The organism is Mesorhizobium sp. WSM2561 (assembly GCF_000513915.1).
GTDB classification, from domain to species: Bacteria; Pseudomonadota; Alphaproteobacteria; order Rhizobiales; family Rhizobiaceae; genus Mesorhizobium; species Mesorhizobium muleiense.
Window position 1 is genome coordinate 134,414 of the sequence record NZ_AZUX01000001.1, and the last position, 18,112, is coordinate 152,525.

Consider the following 18,112-nt stretch of genomic DNA (forward strand, 5'->3'; position numbering starts at 1 on the left):
CAGAATGATGGCACCAGAATGATGATTGCCGTCTATCGCTGGTTCGAGAACTGGGTCTATCCGTTCAGGGAGCCCGCGAGCCTTCGGCCACCGGTCAGCGTCAGCGGTTTCCTCTGGCACTATGTCGGCCAGGCGAAGGTCGCCTTCTTCGCCATGCTTGTCATCGGCGGCATTGCGCCGCTGGTCGAGGCTGGGATGTTCTACTTCGTCGGCAGGCTGGTCGACATTCTCGACCAGCTCCCTGGCGAGCGCAGCTGGGACGCGCTGTGGACTGCCGCCGGTCCCGAACTTGTCTTCATGGCCGCCGTGGTGCTGGTCGTCCGCACCATCGTCGTCGGCCTGGCGGCGCTGGTCGACGAGCAGACGATCACCCCCGGCTTCTACAATCTGGTGCGCTGGCAGGCGCACCGCCATGTCTCGCGCCAGTCCTACAACTTCTTCCAGAACGATTTCGCCGGCCGCATCGCAACAAAAGTCTGGCAGGCCGGGCAGGCGACCGGCGATTTGATGCAAAGCTTCATCGAGGTCGTCTGGTTCATGGTCGTCTATACGGTAACGACGCTGGTGCTGGTCGCCGGCCTCGACTTGCGGCTGGCGGCGCTGGTGGTGATCTGGATCACCGCCTTCGGCTGGCTGGCCAGGCGCTATCTGCCGGCGATCCGCAAGCATGCCGAGCAAACCGCAGAGGCCGGTTCGATGATCACCGGCCGCTTTGTCGATTCCTACTCGAACGTGCAGACGCTGAAGCTGTTCTCCGCCGATGGCGACGACCGATACATCAGGAGCGGCTTCAATATCTATCTCGATGCGCTGCGCCCGTTCACCCGCAGGCTGACCGGCGTTCGCATGGCGCTGACGACGCTGTCGGGGATCATGATCACCGCGATCGCCTGTTTTGCCGTCTATCTCTGGATCGAAGGCTCGATCACCGTCGGCGCCGTCGCCTTCACGCTGTCCCTGGTGTTGCGGCTCAACATGCTGCTCGGCCGGCTGATGATGCAGCTCAACAGCATCCTGCGGAATCTCGGCGTGCTGGAAAACTCGAAGGCGCTGATCTCGCAGCCGCTCGGCCTGACCGATACGCCCGACGCCAAGGAGCTTGTCGTGACCGGCGGCCGGATCGAAGTGAACAACGTCGAGTTCCACTACGGCAAGGGATTCGGCGTGCTCAACGGCATCGATCTTGTCGTGCGGCCGGGCGAGAAGGTTGGACTGGTCGGTCCGTCCGGCGCCGGCAAGACGACGCTGGCCAATCTAATCCTGCGCCTCTACGAGCTCGAGGCCGGCAAGATCACCATCGACGGCCAGGACGTCTCGAAGGTGACGCAGAATTCGCTGCGTGCCAACATCGGCGTCGTCAGCCAGGATACCGCGCTTTTCCACCGTTCCTTGCGCGACAACATCAAGCTCGGCATGCCGGAAGCAACCGACGCCGAGGTGATCGCGGCCGCGAAGAAGGCCGAGGCGCACGACTTCATCCTCGACTTGCGCGACAATCGCGATCGCCAGGGCTATGAGGCCTTTGTCGGCGAGCGCGGCGTGAAATTGTCTGGCGGCCAGCGCCAGCGCGTGGCGATCGCCCGCGTCTTCCTCAAGGACGCGCCGATCCTGATACTCGACGAGGCGACGTCGGCGCTTGATTCCGACATCGAGGCGGCCATCCAGGAAAATCTGGTGCGGCTGATGGAGAACAAGACGGTCATCGCCATCGCGCACCGGCTGTCGACCATCGCCGCGCTCGATCGCCTGGTGGTGCTCGACGGCGGCCGCATCGTCGAGCAAGGCACGCATGACGAGCTGGTGGCGCTCGATGGGCTCTATGCGCGGCTGTGGAAGCGGCAGTCCGGCGGCTTCCTGTTCAACGAGGAGAGCGTGCTGGAGGACACTCGGCCGGCGGAGTAGGGCCAGATTTCAGCAAAACCGGAGTGAATCATGTCGGTGCGAATGCCATCGAATTTCGGACGATCGGGAGCGCAGGAGAGCGCGCTCGACCTGCTCGGCCATGAAATCCTCGGCGAAAAGGCGGCGGCGCTCGGCCGCGCCGGCCGACGCGTGGATGAGACGCTGGCGAGATTGCGCGAGCATGGCGACGATGGCGAGCAACGCGCCCGGCTGCTCAAGGACGCGGCCGAGGCGGTCCACGCCTACTTCATCCAGCGCGAATTGTGCGGCTTGCGCAAACACGACGCAGTGATCCGGGAATACAACATCCCCAAAGCCGTGCTGGCCAGGCTCGGCGCGAAATAGACAATGGTGTTGAAAATCTGATGGTACTGAAGACGAAATATCGATTTCGACCCGTTCCAAAAGTTCGGGTGCGAGCGCACTATGGCGCAAGTCGGCCCTATTGCCGACTTCCCGCACCCATATTCCATGCGAAGAAGGACGATCCCACTTTGAGGGGCAGCCAGCGCTCGTAACACATAGGCTTCGACGTTTTTTTACGGCCAATTGGCTTCTGCCGGGCCGTATACGGTCGGCCGTCACTCCGGCAAACCTGCGAACCGCATGTGTTCGATCCAGCGGTCGAGGCTTCCGGGGACGGTGTAGTTCTTCTCCCACTGCCTGCGTTGTTTGCTGATGGAGTCGCCAGGCGAGTCTTTGAGGAAAACCGCAAGCGCTTCCTTTGCCTCCTGCTGGTTTCCCAGACAAGCGTAGATCCCCGCAAGCATGCGGCGTGCGCCGCTCGGGATTCTGGACATTTTCCGCATCGCCGTCAGTGCAGCCCCGCAATCGTTCTTTTCATAGAGCGCCCAGCCCATCTGCCAGTTGAACCAGTCTGGGTAGAAAGGATCGATGCCCTTGGCCTGCTCGATCCGATCGATCGCGTCGTCCGTGCGGCCAACATTCAGCAGCACGCCCGCACTGTGGACGAGAATATTCGAATCGCTGGGGTTCAGGGCTATCGCCAGGTTGAACCGTGCAAGGGCCAGCTCGACCTCTCCCGCTTCGGAGTGGATTTGGGCGCGGATATGATGCGAGTCGGCATCGTTCGGAGCGAGCAGGATCGCCTTGTCGGCGTACTCGGCGGCGCGCTTCAACGCCTCCTCATCGTTATTTTCCTGCTTGTGCCAGAAAACCGCGTCATTGCGATAGTGCCAGGCCATCCCGATATAGCCGAACTGGGAGTTCGGATCCGCATCGATCGCCTTGAGGCTGAACTGCCGTAGCAACTCGTTCCCCTCGGCAGAGAAGTCCTCTTTAATCTCGGCCTTTCCCATCAGGTAATAGCTGAGCGCGCTGACCTGCGCGATGTCGCTCTTTGGCAGGGGGCGCTCGATGCTCGACCCGACCCGATCCGCAAGCGTGCGGATGATTTCCTCCTGGACGACGAAAAAATCGCCAATCTCCCGGTTGTAGCTGTTGGCCCAGACATGCGATCCGTCACGCGCATCAAGTAACTGGGCGGTCACTTTCAGCCGGTCTCCGATCTTCTGCTGGCTACCTTCGAGCAGGTAGTCGACGCCGAGTTCATCTCCGATCTGCCTAATGTCAACCGGCTGATCGCGGTACCTGAAGCTCGAGTTCCGGGCGATTACGGCATAAGTCTTGCTCCGCGCAAGCTCGGTGATGATCCCCTCGGCGACGGCATCGCTGAGATATCCCTTGTCCGCACCGGCGCTGAAGTCCTCGAAGGGAAGGACCGCAATCCTGGGCATGTCGCTCGAAGGAACCGGAGCGGATTGCCACATCTTTGCACTGAAATACGCGCTGATCGCGACAGCGAACAGAACGAGTGCAGCAAGTATCAAACTGCGTCGTGAGGATCGTGTCTTGGCTCGTTCCGTGCCGGCTACGGCGTTTGGGCCCGCCGCCCCCAATGGATCGGCATGCAGCCGGTAGCCTCGCTTTGGGAGGGTTTGCACGATCATGTGCTTGTCGTCTTCCAATGCGCGGCGAATATCGGCAATGCATTGGGTCAGGCTGTCGTCGGTGACGAAGGTGTCGGGCCAAACCGCCTGCATCAGCGCATCCTTGGACACGATCTCGCCCGGTCGCGCCGCGAGCGCGGAGAGCACCTCGGCGGACTGGCTGCGAAGATCGACCGCTTTGCCGTCGACGGTTCGGAGTTCTCTGCTTTTCGCAAGAAAGACAAAACCGCGGAACGTGATCGTTTCAGCAGATTTCGGCTCAATTTCAGGAGCCGTTCGGGACATTTCACCCTCCTGGCGCGCTTCCTAGCGTAGCCCATTTGGCCGTCGCTTCCAAGCGATCCCATCAGCACCGGATGGAACGGAGGAAGACATGAATCGCACCAAGCCCATCATCGTTCTGGCTCTTCTCCTGGCGGCGCAAACGGCTGCAAATGCGGATTCCCGCATCGCGAAGTTCTGTAGCCCCGGGCCGATGGACGACCGCGCCATGTTCACCGCTATCGCTGTCACAATCCATCTGACCAACCAGGGGAAGCTAATCAGGCTCCCCCACGTCAAACCCATGACCTCCATGGCCGAATGCAGAGCTTGGACCCATCAACAGGAGTTCATGCGCGTACTCCCCGGCTATCTCGCCACCTTCCATTACTGCGACTGCGCATCAGAACCGTGATTTTGCAAGGTCTGGCTGTTCACGCTCGGACCGCAACCTGGCCTCAAGCGATATCGCCGGAGCTGCGATTGTTTAACGAGCGAAGGCAGGCGGAGACACGTCGGTGTCAGGATGTCTGCTGCAGCCGGCATTTACGGTGCAGCCGAATTGCCAATGCCCGGCGCGGTCGCGCGACAATCGGACCTTCGCGATCCGACCTCTTTGGCGGCAGGCGCTCTCGGGGGTGGCCCGAATTTGGTCGTGCCGTAAGGCGGCAAAGATGCTATCTTAGCAGCAGCTAATATTTTGGTCGCGGGGACGACCATGCAAAGGAGGACCGACCATGAAGCCGCATTCTCTCAGCGCTCGCCGTATTGGCGTGCTTCTGTTCTCCCTGTGTGCTTTCGGGTTGATGACGTCAGCCTCAATGCCCGCAGACAGCAAATTCGCCGTCGAGCCGGTGGTTGAGAAAAAGGTGAAGGAACTGCCCTCCGGACCGTTGTACTGGCGGCTGGAAAATTTCCCAACGCTGGCGCAGGCCCAAACCGCTGCGGGCCCGACCTCGCTTGCGGCGGAGGTCGCAGGCAAGGTCTGGCTGTTCACGCTTGGACCGAAGGATGGCTCTACGCCCGGCGGAACCAAGGTCGTCGAGATCGGTCCCCTTCCGCCGATCAGCGCGAGCGAGTATTTGCTGCGCGTCAACCGCGCCGGTGGAGCGCCCGGTGCCAAGTCGGCGATCCATACACATCCGGGACCGGAGGCCTTCTATGTGCTGGCCGGCAAGCTCGGCCAGAGGACGCCCCAGGGCGTAACCTACGCTGAAGCTGGCACGACCATGACCGGACACGGGGCCGATACGCAGATGGAGGTGTTCAACGCCGGCACCACCGATCTCGACGAGCTGGCCATCTTCGTGGTGGACGCCAATCAGCCGTTCTCGTCGCCGGCCAGCCTCGACTGAGGCGACAATTGCCGGGGTGGCGCGAATGTTCGCGACGAGCTGAGACGGCACCCAAGCGAAGATCCGCAAGATTCCAGAAGATTTTGGATTTTCGCTTACACGCATCATCGAATGGCAGTTTTGGACCTCAATCCTGCTACAGATGACAATTCCTGGTACTTCCGCTCTCCACCAAAGCGGTTGTCTAACCTCGGGTACCAAGCGTCAGATTTTCACCACTAGTTCGACCATGATCTTTTCCGAAAACCGGTTCCGGTTTTCGCTAACGCGGACCTTCGGTTCGTGATCATGGCCTACTCGAGCCATTCGGTGATGAAACTGCCGTTTTCGTGGATGTCGGTGGTCTCCAGCGGGCCTGGGCCGAGATTGGTGAATTTGTGCGGCGTGTTCGGCGGCACGATCAGGATCTGGCCAGCCGACGCCTCGATCTGCCGGTCGCCGACGGTGAACAGGCCGGTGCCAGCGCGGATAATGAAAATCTCGCAATAGGGATGCATGTGCAGCCGCGGGCCGCCGCCGATCTCCGGCAGATGGTTGAAGATCAGGCAGCTTCTGGAGCCGTAGGCGCCGCACTGCAGTTCACCCTGCCAATGGTCGGGGCAGCGGTCGGGCGTCCTGGCCCATTTGTCGCGGTCGATGACATGCGCCATGAGCCGAGGATAGACCGAGGCTGGGTCTCCTGTCGAGGCAAACACCGGCTCCCGTTTTTCCATTGTTTTCCTGTGGTTTCGCCGTCTTCGTCGCCACGCCGTCCGCCGTCGAATTGCGTCCCCGCGACAATCTGCCCTTGTGCCTTCACCCGTCTGGACAAAAACGGGCTTCACGCATAAACCGAAGGCCAATTGCCGGAGGAATTCGCTAGCCTGTTCGCAATGCGCTGTCGGGTTGGCGTGAAAGAGCGGGGAACAAGCCTCGGCCACCGGCACGGAAGAGGCGAAAGGATCAGGCACCCGTGAGCGCAACCGACATCCAGGATCCCAACCGTCGTGATTTTCTCTACGTCGCCACGGGCATGGCCGCGGTGGTCGGCGCGGGTGCCGTCGCCTGGCCGTTCATCGACCAGATGCGCCCGGATGCCTCGACGCTGGCGCTGGCCTCGGTCGAGGTCGACGTCTCCTCGCTGACTCCGGGAACGTCGCTTGTCGTGAAATGGCGCGGCAAGCCGGTGGTGGTGCGCAACCGCACCGAACAAGAGATGAAGGACGGCGAGGCGGTCAATCTGGCCGAGCTCAAGGATCCGCTCGCCCGTAACGCCAATCTGCCGGCCGATGCGCCGGCGACGGACGCCAACCGCACCATGCCGGGCAAGGAGGCCTGGATGGTGATGGTCCAGGTCTGCACCCATCTCGGCTGCATTCCGCTCGGCCAGGAAGGCGAGTTCGGCGGCTGGTTCTGCCCGTGCCACGGTTCGACATACGACACCGCCGGCCGCGTCCGCGGCGGACCGGCGCCGGAGAACATGTCGGTGCCGGTATTCCAGTTCATTTCCGACACCAAGATCCGTATCGGCTGAGGCGAGGGACATTTCGATGAGCGAGGGACACTCGACCTATACGCCCAAGACCGGTATCGGACGCTGGGTCGACGCCCGCATGCCGCTGCCGCGGCTGGTCTATGACAGCTTCGTCGCCTATCCGGTGCCGCGCAACCTCAATTATGCGTGGACCTTCGGCGGCATCCTGGCGCTCATGCTGGGGGCGCAGATTCTGACCGGGATCGTGCTGGCCATGCACTACGCGGCGGACAGCAGTCTCGCCTTCGATTCGGTCGAGAAGATCATGCGCGACGTGAACTCGGGCTGGCTGTTGCGCTACATGCATTCGAACGGCGCGTCGTTCTTCTTCGTCGCCGTCTACATCCACATCTTCCGCGGCCTCTATTACGGCTCCTACAAGGCGCCGCGCGAGCTTCTGTGGATCCTCGGCTGCATCATCTATCTCCTGATGATGGCGACAGGCTTCATGGGCTATGTGCTGCCCTGGGGACAGATGTCGTTCTGGGGCGCGACCGTCATCACCGGCTTCTTCACCGCCATTCCGCTGGTCGGCGAATGGATCCAGCAGCTTCTGCTCGGCGGCTTCGCCGTCGACAACCCGACGCTGAACCGTTTCTTTTCACTGCACTATCTGCTGCCGTTCATGATCGCCGGCGTCGTCGTGCTGCACATATGGGCGCTGCATGTGGTCGGCCAGTCGAACCCGACCGGCATCGAGGTCAAATCGAAGACCGATACCGTCGCCTTCACCCCTTACGCGACCATCAAGGACGCGTTCGGGATGCTGGTGTTCCTGTTCATCTTCGCCTATTTCGTCTTCTACCTGCCGAACTTTCTCGGCCACCCCGACAACTACGTCGTCGCCGACCCGCTGAAGACGCCGGCCCACATCGTGCCGGAATGGTACTTCCTGCCGTTCTACGCGATCCTGCGCGCCATCACCTTCAATATCGGGCCGATCAACTCCAAGCTCGGTGGCGTGCTCGCGATGTTCGGCTCCATCGCCATGCTGTTCCTGGTGCCGTGGCTCGACACCTCGAAGGTGCGCTCGGCGGTCTACCGGCCCTGGTACAAGCTGTTCTTCTGGCTGTTCGTGATTGATGCCGTCCTGCTTGGCTGGCTGGGCTCGCAGCCGGCCGAGGGCAGCTATGTCTTCATGGCGCAGATGGCGACTTTGTTCTACTTCGCCTTCTTCCTGGTCGTGCTGCCGGTGCTGGGCCTGGTCGAGAAGCCGCGGCGATTGCCGAACTCGATCACCGAGGCAGTTCTCGAGAAGAACAAGGGTGGCGGTGGCGGGCATCCGGCTCGCGCGACAGCCGCGCCGGAAACCAAGGGCTGAGCATGACCCCGAAAAGTGGAGACCGGTTTTCGGACAAGATCATGCTCGAGACGACGACAGCGCGCCAGAGAATCTCAAGGGGATTTGGTATGAAGACGATTCTCACCTCGCTGGCGCTGCTCGGCCTTGTGCTGGCAGGCACCGCGGCCGCGACCACCGGGGCGATCGCCCAGGAGGAGGCGCACAGCGAAGCCGCGCCGACGCATTTCCCGATACACCAGCCGAAGGAGATGGACTGGAGCTTCGCCGGGCCTTTCGGCACCTACGACAAGGCGCAGTTGCAGCGTGGGCTGAAGGTCTTCAAGGAAGTTTGCGCCACCTGCCATTCGATGAAATTGGTGGCGTTTCGCACGTTGGAAGATCTTGGCTATTCGGAAGCGCAGGTCAAGGCGCTGGCCGCCGAGTACACGATCAACGACGGTCCCAACGATGCCGGCGACATGTTCGAACGTCCCGGCATACCGTCCGACCATTTTCCGGCGCCGTTCCCCAACGACCAGGCAGCAGCGGCCGCCAATGGCGGGGCTGCGCCGCCCGATATGTCGCTGCTGGCCAAGGCGCGGGGCGTCACGCGCGGTTTTCCGCGTTTCATCTTCGACATCTTCACGCAATACGCCCAGGGCGGTCCCGACTACATCCACTCGCTGCTGACCGGCTATGACGAGCAGCCGCCGGCGGGCATGGAGATACCGGAAGGCACCCACTACAATCCGTACTTCATAGCCGGCGTCTCGCTGAAGATGCCCAACCCGCTTTCAGACGATCAGGTGACCTATGACGACGGCTCGCCGCAGACGGTCGACCAGTATTCCCGCGACGTGTCGGCCTTCCTGATGTGGGCAGCCGAGCCGCATCTGGAAGCCCGCAAGAAGACCGGCTTTCGCGTGCTGGTCTTCCTGTTGCTGTTCGGCGCGCTGGTCTATCTGACCAAGCGCAAGGTGTGGGCCGGCGTGGCGCACTGAGCTACGGAAAACCACGAGATCAAAAGGGCATCGAAGGGCGCCCTTTTTTTGCATGTTCTGAGGACTGCCTCCGAAGACCGCCTCCGAAGGTCGCCGGCTCCAGTCCTTTGCCGGACAATTTTCTTCCAGGCGCGACATCGCGGTAGCCGTCGCCGGCCGCGCCGGGTTACGATCGGCCAAAATTCCCTTTCACGTCTTCAAGTCGGACGAACGCCCGGAGAGCCGCCCCATGAAACCTTCGCTCGAAGACACGCTGCTTGCCGCGATCCGCACCATTCCGGACTATCCGAAGCCGGGCATCCTGTTTCGCGACATCACCACGCTGCTAAGCAATGCGCGCGCCTTCCGCCGCGCCATCGACGAGCTGGTGCATCCCTATGCCGGCCAGAAGGTCGACAAGATCGCCGGTATCGAGGCGCGCGGTTTCATCCTTGGCGGCGCCGTCGCCCACCAGCTCTCGGCCGGCTTCGTGCCGATCCGCAAGAAGGGCAAGCTGCCTTACGAGACGGTGCGCGTCGCCTACAGCCTCGAATACGGGCTGGACGAGATGGAGATGCACAGGGATGGCGTGTCTCCGGGTGAGAAGGTGATCCTCGTCGACGACCTGATCGCCACCGGCGGCACGGCAGAGGCAGCGGTCAAGCTGCTGCGGCAGATCGGCGCCGACATCCTCACCGCCTGCTTCGTCATCGACCTGCCGGACCTCGGCGGCCGCGACAAGCTCGAGGCGCTCGGCGTGCCGGTCAGGACGCTGATCGGGTTCGAAGGGCATTGAGAGAGTGTTCTGCCTTCTCCCCTTGTGGGAGAAGGTGGGCTCGCGAAGCGAGGTCGGATGAGGGGTGCTGCACGGAGTGCCGCAGTGCCAAGCTGGAGCACCCCTCATCCGTCTCGGCGCTACGCGCCGATCCACCTTCTCCCACAAGGGGAGAAGGAAAGAACTCTGCTTATCCCACCTTCACCAGCACGGCGCTTTCGAACTCGATGACCTTGTCGCCGGTCGAATCGAAAGCTTCCGAGCGCAGCGTCAGCACTCGCCAGCCCGGCCGCGATGCGATGGGGCGGTGGGCAAGTGCGGTGCGGGTGAAGGTCACGGTTTCTCCGGCATAGACGGGTTTTAGCCATTTGAGGTTCTTGAAGCCGGGCGAGGGGCCGAATTCGGGGGCGGGCCCAGCGCCGGCCCAGCGGGCGCCCTCGGCCTCCACACCGGTCTCGAGGTTCAGCTTCATCCAGGTTGCAGCTGTGTGCCAGCCGGAGGCGCACAGGCCGCCGAACACGCTGTTCTTCGCCGCCTCTTCGTCGAGATGGAATATCTGCGGATCGTATTTCCTGGCGAACGCCTTGATCGCCTCGGGCTCGAATCTATGCGAGCCGAGGGTGACGGTGACGCCGATGCAGAAGAACTCGTCCAATGTCATGAGCGGTCCTGTGCGGCACCACGGGCGAGGAACATGACCGTGTTCTCGAGTTCGAAAACGCCTTCGCCGCGCTGGTTGAAAAGCTCGCTGCGCAAAGTGACGAGACCGAGCTGCGGCTTGGACCTGGACAGGCGCTTGGCAAGGACGGTGGTGCTGCCGCTCAAGATGTCGCCGGCCAGCACCGGCCTCTTCCACCGGACCTGGTCGACCCCGGGGGCGCCTTGCGAGGTCGAGTCCAGCAGGAAGGCGTCGCACAGCATGCGCATGAACATCGCGCAGGTGTGCCAGCCGGAGGCCGCCAGCCCGCCAAGGATGCTGGCCCTGCCCGCCGCCTCGTCGAGATGCATCGGCTGCGCATCGAACTCTTGCGCGAATTCGACGATCTCGGCCGCACTCACCAGCTTCGTGCCGAGGTCGAGCGAGGCGCCCTCGACGAAATCCTCATAGGCCCAGGTCTTTTCATAGGCCCCAGTCTTTTCATGGGCCGAGGTCTTTGCGTTCTTTCCGGTCATGGTCTGGCATCCGGTTCAAGATTGTACGATCGCCATGGATCGGGTTTCCCGGATGCAGGAGGGGCGGTCAAGTCATTTCTGGTGCGCCAGGCCATCACGCTCAACGCAATGGAAGTTCCGAAGCCCCTACAACCAGCCGCGGCGGCGGAAATACCAGAAGGGCAGGATCGCCGAGAGGATCATCAAGCCGATGGCGAAAGGATAGCCGAAGTTCCAGGTCAGCTCGGGCATGACATTGAAATTCATGCCGTAGATCGAGGCGACCAGCGTCGGCGGCAGGAAGATGACCGCGGCGACAGAGAAGATCTTGATGATGGCGTTCTGCTCGATCGAGATCATGCCGAGCGTCGCGTCGAGCAGGAAGTTGATCTTCTGCGACAGGAAGGTTGCGTGGTCGGCGAGCGACAGCACATCGCGCGACAAGGTCTTGATGCGAGCGCGGATGTCCTTGCTCATCTTGGTCTGGGTCGAGGCGTGGGTGAGGAAGCCGGCGAGCCGCTGCAGCGAGATCAGGCTGTCGCGGATCGAGGAGGCGATGTCCTCCTTGCGGCCGATCGCCTTCAGCAATTCCTGAAAATCGCGATTGCGCTTCGACGCCTTGGTCGAGCTTGGCTGGAAGATGTCGCGCGAGATCGTCTCGATGTCGCGGCCGGCGCGCTCCAGAATGTCGGCGAGGCGGTCGACGATCGCCTCCAGCAGGCCGATCAGGATGGTGTCGCCGCTGGTGCAGCCGGTCGCCACCTTCTCGGCACGCTGCGGAAACGTCTTGAAGGCCTTCGGTTCGTGGTAGCGCACGGTGATCAGCCTGTTGCCGGCCAGCACGAAGGTGACCGGCGACATCAGGGGATCGTCGGCCTCGGTCTGGGCCGGCAGAATGGCGGTCATGAAATAGGCGCCGTCCTCGACATAGAGGCGGCTCGAAATCTCGATCTCCTCCATCTCCTCGCGCGTCGGAATGGCAACGCCGAGCCACGCCTCGATCGCCGCTTCCTCTTCCTTTGTCGGGCTCACAAGGTCGGCCCAGACGACCTGGTCGCTGTTTGCCAGGAGATCGTCGGCAAGGCGCAGGCGATCATTGTCGACGACGAATGCCTTGATCATCGCCGGGTCTCCCTTGCTGAGGCCAAAAGGATGGGTTCGAGCGGACGCGTCGTTTCGGATTGCACCGGACGGGCGCTTTCGACGAAAGCAGGGGCCGGTGCAGACGCCCCTTAGACCGGGCATTGCGGGCAGTCAAGCCGCGCCGGAGGGAGCCGCGCAGCCTCTTCCTTCTCCCCTTGTGGGAGAAGGTGGCCGAGCGAAGCTCGGTCGGATGAGGGGTGTTCCAGCTTGGCACCAGAGAAGGAAGAAGGCGCCGTCGGTGACCTCAAGTATTGAACTTGAACAGCATGATGTCGCCGTCCTGGACGACATACTCCTTGCCTTCGTCGCGCGCCTTGCCGGCTTCCTTGGCCGCCACTTCGCCGCCCAGCGTGACGAAGTCGTTGTAGGCGATGGTCTGGGCGCGGATGAAGCCGCGCTCGAAATCGGTGTGGATGACGCCTGCCGCCTGTGGCGCCTTGGCGCCCTTGTGCACGGTCCAGGCGCGCGTCTCCTTCGGCCCGACGGTGAAATAGGTGATGAGCTGCAGCAACTCGTAGCCGGCGCGGATCACCTTGTTCAGGCCGGGTTCGTCGAGGCCCAGCGTCGCCAAAAATTCCATTTCCTCTTCGTCGCTGAGCTGCGCGACCTCGGCTTCGATCGCCGCCGAAATCACCACGGTGCGGGCGCCTTGCGTGGCAGCCATCTGTTCGACCGCTTTGGTGTGTGCGTTGCCGGTGGCAGCATCGGCCTCGGCGACATTGCAGACATAGAGCACGGGGTGCGATGTCAGCAGGTTCAGCCCCTGCAGGATGCGCAGATCCTCCGCGGAGATATTTTTGAGCAGGATGCGGGCCGGCTTGCCGGCCTGCAGGAGTTCAAGGGCGGCTTCCATCATCGGAAGCACGGTCAGCGCCTCCTTGTCCTTGCCGGAAGCGCGCTTGCGGAACTGCACGATGCGGCGCTCGAGGCTGTCGAGGTCGGCGAGCATCAACTCGGTCTCGACGGTCTCGGCGTCGGCGACGGGATCGATGCGGCCCTCGACATGGGTGATGTCGTCATCCTCGAAACAGCGCAGCACATGGACGATGGCGTCGACCTCGCGGATATTGGCCAGGAACTGGTTGCCCAGCCCTTCGCCTTTCGAGGCGCCGCGCACCAGGCCGGCGATGTCGACGAACGAGATGCGGGTCGGGATGATCTCCTTCGACTTGCCGATCGCGGCGATTTTTTGCAGGCGCGGGTCGGGCACCGCGACTTCGCCGGTGTTCGGTTCGATGGTGCAGAACGGATAATTGGCGGCTTGCGCCGCCGCCGTTCTGGTCAGCGCGTTGAAAAGCGTCGACTTGCCGACGTTGGGCAAGCCAACGATGCCGCATTTGAAACCCATTTTTATCCGGTCCTATCGGGAAATCGAAATTTGATGAGGGCTATGGGCGAAACGGGTGACGAACGTCAAGCCCTGCAGCCCCGATCCGTGGCCAGGCTCAACCCTTGCCGCCAAACAGCTTCTTCAGCATGGCGGCCATCGGGCCGGTTTCGGGCAGCTTGGCCGCCGGCTGCTGCGGCCGCGCCTGGCGAACGTGGCTTTGTGCTTTCGGCGCCTTGGGTGGCGGGCGGTCGTCGTCGCCCGTCGGCGTGAGCTTGTCACGCAAGGCCAGCGTCACGCGATTCATGAAGGAATTGTCGTCGCCCTTGGCAAGCAGTCCGGCATCGTCGGCGATGGTGTCGAGCAGCACGGCCAGCCACTCGCGGTCGGCTTTGGCGAAATCGCCAAGCACATGGCCATGCACCATTTCCTTAACGCCGGGGTGGCTGACGCCAATGCGCACACGGCGGAAATCCTTGCCGACATGCTGCTCGAGCGAGCGGATACCGTTGTGGCCACCGGAACCGCCGCCGACCTTGACCCGCACCTTGCCGGCGGCAAGGTCGATCTCGTCATAAAAGACGGTCAGCGCCGAAGCGTCGAGCTTGTAAAAGCGCAGGGCCTCGCCGACCGACTGGCCGGACAGGTTCATGAAGGTCTGCGGCTTGATCAGGATGATTTTTTCGCCGGCAAGCGTGCCTTCGGCGATCAGGCCCTGGAACTTTTTCGACCAGGGCGAAAAGGAATGGCGGCGGGCGATTGCGTCCGCCGCCATGAAGCCGACATTGTGCCGATTGTCAGCGTATTTCGCGCCCGGATTGCCGAGACCTGCAAACAGCAGCATCGTCACCTCCGGGCGGAAAGGATTACTTCTCTTCGTCGGCAGGAGCCGCTTCGGGTTCAGCCGCTTCGACCGTCTCTTCAGCCTCCGGCTTCATCGCCGAGGAGCCGGCAATGGTCGCGACGGTGAAGTCGCGGTCGGAGATCACCGGCTTGACGCCGGCCGGCAGCTTGACCGCCGAGATGTGGATCGAATCGCCGATATCGGTGCCGGTGAGATCGACGGTGATGAATTCCGGGATCGCATTGGCCGGGCAGTGGAACTCGACCTCGTGACGCACGATGTTGAGCACGCCGCCGCGCTTGAGGCCGGGCGACTTGTCCTCGTTGATGAAGTGGACCGGCACGTCGACATTGACTTCGGTGTCCTTGCCGATGCGCAGGAAGTCGACATGGACCGGAAAATCCTTGACCGGGTCGAGCTGGTAGTCCTTGGGCAGGACCTGGATCTTCTTGCCGTCGACATCGATCGTGGCGATCGTGGTCAGGAACCCGCCGCCATGGATCTTGTAGTAGATGTCCTTGTAGGTCAGCGCAATCGCCAGGGGAGGCTGCTTGTCGCCGTAGATTACTGCAGGCACTTTACCGTTGCGGCGAACTGCACGGGCGGACCCCTTACCGACCTGTTCGCGCGCTTCGGCCTTGAGCTCGTAAGAAGCTTGGCTCATGGCATTTCCTTTCGCGTTGTTCTGGAGCGTTCGCGGCCGGCGAGATGCCTGGGCCGTAAACGTCGAAAGCCGTCATGGCCTTACATGATCTGGTCCAAAATCTTTTTGGGATCACGTGAGGCCGGACAGCCTTCCGCCGCGTTGCCTCCAAGGGTGTCTACGCGGGTGGCGGCTCTATAGCGGAAGGCGCGGCGGGGTGCAAGCCAAAGGCGGGTGGCCAATGCGGGTGGGCAGTGTCTCGCTTTTGAATTTCGTGCTTGCTCCCCATTTTCAAGAATATTGGGGTTGCGTCTTGAAAGCCGACCGCGATCGATCAGACCGGAAACAGGAGTGCCGAAAGCAACGCAGCGCCGTACAGCCCGACCCCGAAGGACAGATGAGACATGAGGCCGCGCAGACGCGCGGTGTTCCGACTGGGCGTTTTCGACGCTGCAATTCCGGCGCCAAAGGCTGGCTGCATTATGAAGAACGGGGCGACGACAGTGGACCCACCACAAGGGCGGGAAGCAATGTCGGGTGTCGTGCCCAGTCGAGGCCCCATACTGCCATCAGCAATGCAGCAAAGACGATGCCGATCGCGTAATGCGCAACCCATCCGATAGGCGTTTCGCCCCGAATTCGGCGAGCCTGCGCGATATTCGCATGCGCGAAACGTCCTCGCGGAAAGTGGCCGATCCAGCGGCCGACCCAGGCATAATCAAGCGGCGGAATCGCCAACGTTCGTTTCAGAAACAATCCCCAAACATCCATCACCGCCGTCGCCCCCATTCCGATCGCGGCTGCGCGGACAACGAACTCCAACTGCTCGTTCATTCTGCTCCTGCCCTGTCCATGCTTCCTGTCACGGCGCGCCAGATACTAGCCGCTTCAAATAGGACATTCAATGTATTGATTGATCGTTTGATTGGTTGTACCATGCGATATGAAAAACGCAGATGTCCATCATCCGATCGTTGACGAGATAGCCGATCTCGCCCGCACGCTCGGGCATGCACATCGGCTGGTTCTTCTGCGCCACATTGCCGACGGCGAACTGGCCGTGGAGCAGCTGACGCAACTTTCCGGGATCGCCTTGGCCAACACGTCGCAGCATCTTCAACAGCTCAAGCGGGCCGGCTTGGTGCAGACCCGGCGAGACGGGAAACGGGTGCTTTATCGATTGGCTGATGGTCCAATCGAAAACGTGCTTGGGGCCCTGCGCAGCCTTGCGAACCACAGGCGCGAGCAAATCCGCGAGCTTATCGATGACACAATGAGCCGGCCGGACAGGCTGGAGAACATCTCGCGCGAGGAACTGGTGCGCCGCATGCGGGACGACGAAATCGTGCTGCTCGACGTCCGGCCGCAAGAGGAATACGCGGCCGGGCATTTGCCGGGTGCGATCAACATCCCCGTGGGTGAGTTGGAAGAACGACTTGCGGAGCTTCCGCGAGAGAAGGTCATCGTCGCCTATTGCCGTGGTGTCCAGTGCGTTCTCTCTGCCGACGCGCTGGCAATCCTGAGGGCGCGAGGCTGGGCATCACGTCGGTTCGAAGGTGGCTTTCCCGGGTGGCTGGCCTCAGACCTTGATGTCGACGGCATGAACTACGAAAGCGGCTGACAGAAGCCGAAGCCGGTGTCGCCGGGGCACGCCCGAGTATCGCTGGGCACTCCCGGTCACAATCTCGCCAGACCGAAGCCGGCAAAAGCCAAGGCGATACCTGATGCGATGGTTCGCGCCTGGTTCCAGAACTGCCACCGCCCTGAATAGTCCTGCCAGATCTCTCGCGCAGTCTCGATATCCTTGGGGACGGGAACTGCGGCCAACGCCTCGTTCATCGGTACGTTCACCGCCAATGTGAGGAAAAGGCCTGATGTCAGATAGACGAGCGTCGCCGCAGCGAACCACAACGCAGGCGATTTGCGGCCATTGAAACGCATCGCGGCAGCCGTGAGCCCGAGGACGACCGGCGTCAGAAAGAATGCGGGAAAGAACACGGCGTTGCGAACCGATGCATTCATCGCCTGCATAGCCTCGATCGCCACTCGGGGATCAGTCTGGTCGAGGCCCCACACTGTGGAGCAGACCCAGGCGTAGAAAAATCCGAAAATCGCCCCGCAAAAGACGATCGATGTGACCGACAGTCCTACCACTATCCCAGACATCGCAGCTTCCACTAAACCGTATCGCCGTGTACGCTTTAACATATACGTACAAAAGTGTACGGTTTTGGTCAAGCGGTTTGAAGATTGGCAGTTTCGAAGATTGGCAGTTTCGAAGATTGGCAGTTTGGAGATTGGAATGCGCGAAGACACCAAGGCTGCGCGTCGGGCACAGATCGAGCGGGCAGCCTACAAGCTTCTCAAGGAGAAAGGCTACGGCGGGACTTCCATGCTTGGCATAGCCAAAGAGGCAAAGGCGTCAAACGAAACCCTCTATCGCTGGTATGGCGACAAGAAGGGCCTGTTCAAGACGATGGTCGAAAACAATGCCAGCATGACGAAGGCGGCACTGGATGCGGCAATCAGGGACGAGGCCGATCCCTTGGCGACCCTTGAAAATGTTGCCCCGATCCTGCTTTCGATGTTGCTTGGCGAGCGGGCAATTTCCCTGAACCGCGCGGCTGCTTCTGACGAAAGCGGCGAATTGGGTGCGACGATTGCCGCCGGTGGTCGCGATTCAGTATTTCCGCTGATCGAGAGACTGATCCAGCGCGGCTTGGAGAGCAGCGTGCTGGCCGCGCCCTCTGCGCGCATAGCGGCCGATTGGTTCTTGAACCTGCTGATTGGTGATCTGCAGATCCGGCGGGCCATTCACGCTCTGCCGGTTCTTTTAGACAGGGATGTCCATTCAAGAGTGGTTGCCGCGATCAGCGCATTTAAAAAGCTTTGCAGCACGTGATGGCAAACATCGATCTGCGCCTGCTCTCATGCATATGCGAGCAGGAAGAGGGCTGCTACCGAC

20 protein-coding genes and 1 pseudogene are annotated in these 18,112 nt (G+C 61.8%); 10 read left to right on the forward strand and 11 right to left on the reverse strand.

Translation table 11 applies throughout. The features are described 5' to 3' along the window. Positions 1 to 18 precede the first annotated feature (18 nt). Positions 19 to 1,902, forward strand: coding sequence for an ABC transporter ATP-binding protein (locus M727_RS35480; RefSeq protein ID WP_036261004.1), 1,884 nt, complete (start codon positions 19 to 21; stop codon positions 1,900 to 1,902). Between the two features lie 30 nt (positions 1,903 to 1,932). Beyond that, positions 1,933 to 2,247: a DUF6665 family protein gene (locus M727_RS0100670; RefSeq protein WP_027151034.1), complete on the forward strand. Its 315-nt coding sequence runs from the start codon at positions 1,933 to 1,935 to the stop codon at positions 2,245 to 2,247. Between the two features lie 236 nt (positions 2,248 to 2,483). Here M727_RS0100670 and M727_RS0100675 read toward each other — a convergent pair whose 3' ends face one another. Next, positions 2,484 to 4,157 (reverse strand): winged helix-turn-helix domain-containing protein, encoded by a 1,674-nt coding sequence (locus M727_RS0100675; RefSeq protein WP_027151035.1) that lies wholly within the window; start codon positions 4,155 to 4,157, stop codon positions 2,484 to 2,486. 88 nt (positions 4,158 to 4,245) lie between these two features. Between M727_RS0100675 and M727_RS0100680 the strand changes: the two genes are divergently transcribed. Together M727_RS0100680 and M727_RS0100685 are read left to right on the forward strand one after the other, a co-directional pair. After that, complete coding sequence (locus M727_RS0100680; RefSeq protein WP_027151036.1) at positions 4,246 to 4,548, forward strand: hypothetical protein; 303 nt, start codon at positions 4,246 to 4,248, stop codon at positions 4,546 to 4,548. Between the two features lie 322 nt (positions 4,549 to 4,870). Further along, positions 4,871 to 5,488, forward strand: coding sequence for a hypothetical protein (locus M727_RS0100685; protein WP_027151037.1), 618 nt, complete (start codon positions 4,871 to 4,873; stop codon positions 5,486 to 5,488). Between the two features lie 293 nt (positions 5,489 to 5,781). Here M727_RS0100685 and M727_RS0100690 read toward each other — a convergent pair whose 3' ends face one another. Then, on the reverse strand, positions 5,782 to 6,138 hold the full coding sequence (locus M727_RS0100690) for a cupin domain-containing protein (protein WP_027151038.1): 357 nt from the start codon (positions 6,136 to 6,138) through the stop codon (positions 5,782 to 5,784). A 302-nt stretch (positions 6,139 to 6,440) separates the two neighbouring features. Between M727_RS0100690 and petA the strand changes: the two genes are divergently transcribed. The 4 genes from petA (at position 6,441) to M727_RS0100710 (ending at position 10,059) form a co-directional block, all read left to right on the forward strand. Beyond that, positions 6,441 to 7,001, forward strand: coding sequence for a ubiquinol-cytochrome c reductase iron-sulfur subunit (gene petA / locus M727_RS0100695; RefSeq protein ID WP_027151039.1), 561 nt, complete (start codon positions 6,441 to 6,443; stop codon positions 6,999 to 7,001). Positions 7,002 to 7,017: 16 nt separating this feature from the next. Further along, a complete protein-coding gene (locus tag M727_RS0100700; protein WP_027151040.1) occupies positions 7,018 to 8,322 on the forward strand; it encodes a cytochrome b/b6 in 1,305 nt (434 codons plus the stop codon). An 89-nt stretch (positions 8,323 to 8,411) separates the two neighbouring features. Then, positions 8,412 to 9,284, forward strand: a complete 873-nt coding sequence (locus tag M727_RS0100705) for a cytochrome c1 (RefSeq protein WP_027151041.1) — start codon at positions 8,412 to 8,414, stop codon at positions 9,282 to 9,284. A gap of 229 nt (positions 9,285 to 9,513) precedes the next feature. Next, positions 9,514 to 10,059: an adenine phosphoribosyltransferase gene (locus M727_RS0100710; RefSeq protein ID WP_027151042.1), complete on the forward strand. Its 546-nt coding sequence runs from the start codon at positions 9,514 to 9,516 to the stop codon at positions 10,057 to 10,059. Between the two features lie 169 nt (positions 10,060 to 10,228). Here M727_RS0100710 and M727_RS0100715 read toward each other — a convergent pair whose 3' ends face one another. From M727_RS0100715 to M727_RS42820, 8 genes and pseudogenes are all read right to left on the reverse strand, one after another. After that, entirely contained in the window at positions 10,229 to 10,699 is a 471-nt protein-coding gene (locus M727_RS0100715; protein WP_027151043.1) for a MaoC family dehydratase, read from the reverse strand. Next, positions 10,696 to 11,211: a MaoC family dehydratase gene (locus M727_RS35485; RefSeq protein ID WP_036261008.1), complete on the reverse strand. Its 516-nt coding sequence runs from the start codon at positions 11,209 to 11,211 to the stop codon at positions 10,696 to 10,698. Before M727_RS35485 ends, M727_RS0100715 begins: the two co-directional genes overlap by 4 nt. 126 nt (positions 11,212 to 11,337) lie before the next feature. After that, positions 11,338 to 12,312, reverse strand: a complete 975-nt coding sequence (corA, locus tag M727_RS0100725) for a magnesium/cobalt transporter CorA (RefSeq protein WP_027151044.1) — start codon at positions 12,310 to 12,312, stop codon at positions 11,338 to 11,340. Between the two features lie 265 nt (positions 12,313 to 12,577). Beyond that, positions 12,578 to 13,681 carry a redox-regulated ATPase YchF gene (gene ychF / locus M727_RS0100730; RefSeq protein ID WP_027151045.1) on the reverse strand — a complete coding sequence of 368 codons (1,104 nt, stop codon included), beginning with the start codon at positions 13,679 to 13,681 and terminating at the stop codon, positions 12,578 to 12,580. Between the two features lie 97 nt (positions 13,682 to 13,778). Further along, on the reverse strand, positions 13,779 to 14,504 hold the full coding sequence (gene pth / locus M727_RS0100735; protein ID WP_027151046.1) for an aminoacyl-tRNA hydrolase: 726 nt from the start codon (positions 14,502 to 14,504) through the stop codon (positions 13,779 to 13,781). A 22-nt stretch (positions 14,505 to 14,526) separates the two neighbouring features. Further along, entirely contained in the window at positions 14,527 to 15,168 is a 642-nt protein-coding gene (locus tag M727_RS0100740; protein ID WP_027151047.1) for a 50S ribosomal protein L25/general stress protein Ctc, read from the reverse strand. A gap of 270 nt (positions 15,169 to 15,438) precedes the next feature. Continuing rightward, positions 15,439 to 15,981 (reverse strand): annotated as a pseudogene (locus M727_RS35490) (DUF2938 family protein). A gap of 67 nt (positions 15,982 to 16,048) precedes the next feature. Continuing rightward, entirely contained in the window at positions 16,049 to 16,225 is a 177-nt protein-coding gene (locus tag M727_RS42820; protein ID WP_245268427.1) for a hypothetical protein, read from the reverse strand. On the opposite strand from M727_RS42820, the gene M727_RS0100750 reads away from it, so the two are divergent. Then, the gene (locus M727_RS0100750) at positions 16,178 to 16,768 is read left to right on the forward strand and encodes a metalloregulator ArsR/SmtB family transcription factor (RefSeq protein WP_245268413.1); all 591 of its coding nucleotides are present in this window, start codon (positions 16,178 to 16,180) and stop codon (positions 16,766 to 16,768) included. The two genes, M727_RS42820 and M727_RS0100750, sit on opposite strands and share 48 nt — an antisense overlap. Positions 16,769 to 16,824: 56 nt before the next feature. Here M727_RS0100750 and M727_RS0100755 read toward each other — a convergent pair whose 3' ends face one another. Further along, positions 16,825 to 17,313: an anthrone oxygenase family protein gene (locus tag M727_RS0100755; RefSeq protein ID WP_027151049.1), complete on the reverse strand. Its 489-nt coding sequence runs from the start codon at positions 17,311 to 17,313 to the stop codon at positions 16,825 to 16,827. 136 nt (positions 17,314 to 17,449) lie between these two features. Between M727_RS0100755 and M727_RS0100760 the strand changes: the two genes are divergently transcribed. Continuing rightward, positions 17,450 to 18,049 (forward strand): TetR/AcrR family transcriptional regulator, encoded by a 600-nt coding sequence (locus tag M727_RS0100760; protein WP_027151050.1) that lies wholly within the window; start codon positions 17,450 to 17,452, stop codon positions 18,047 to 18,049. Positions 18,050 to 18,112: the final 63 nt, after the last annotated feature.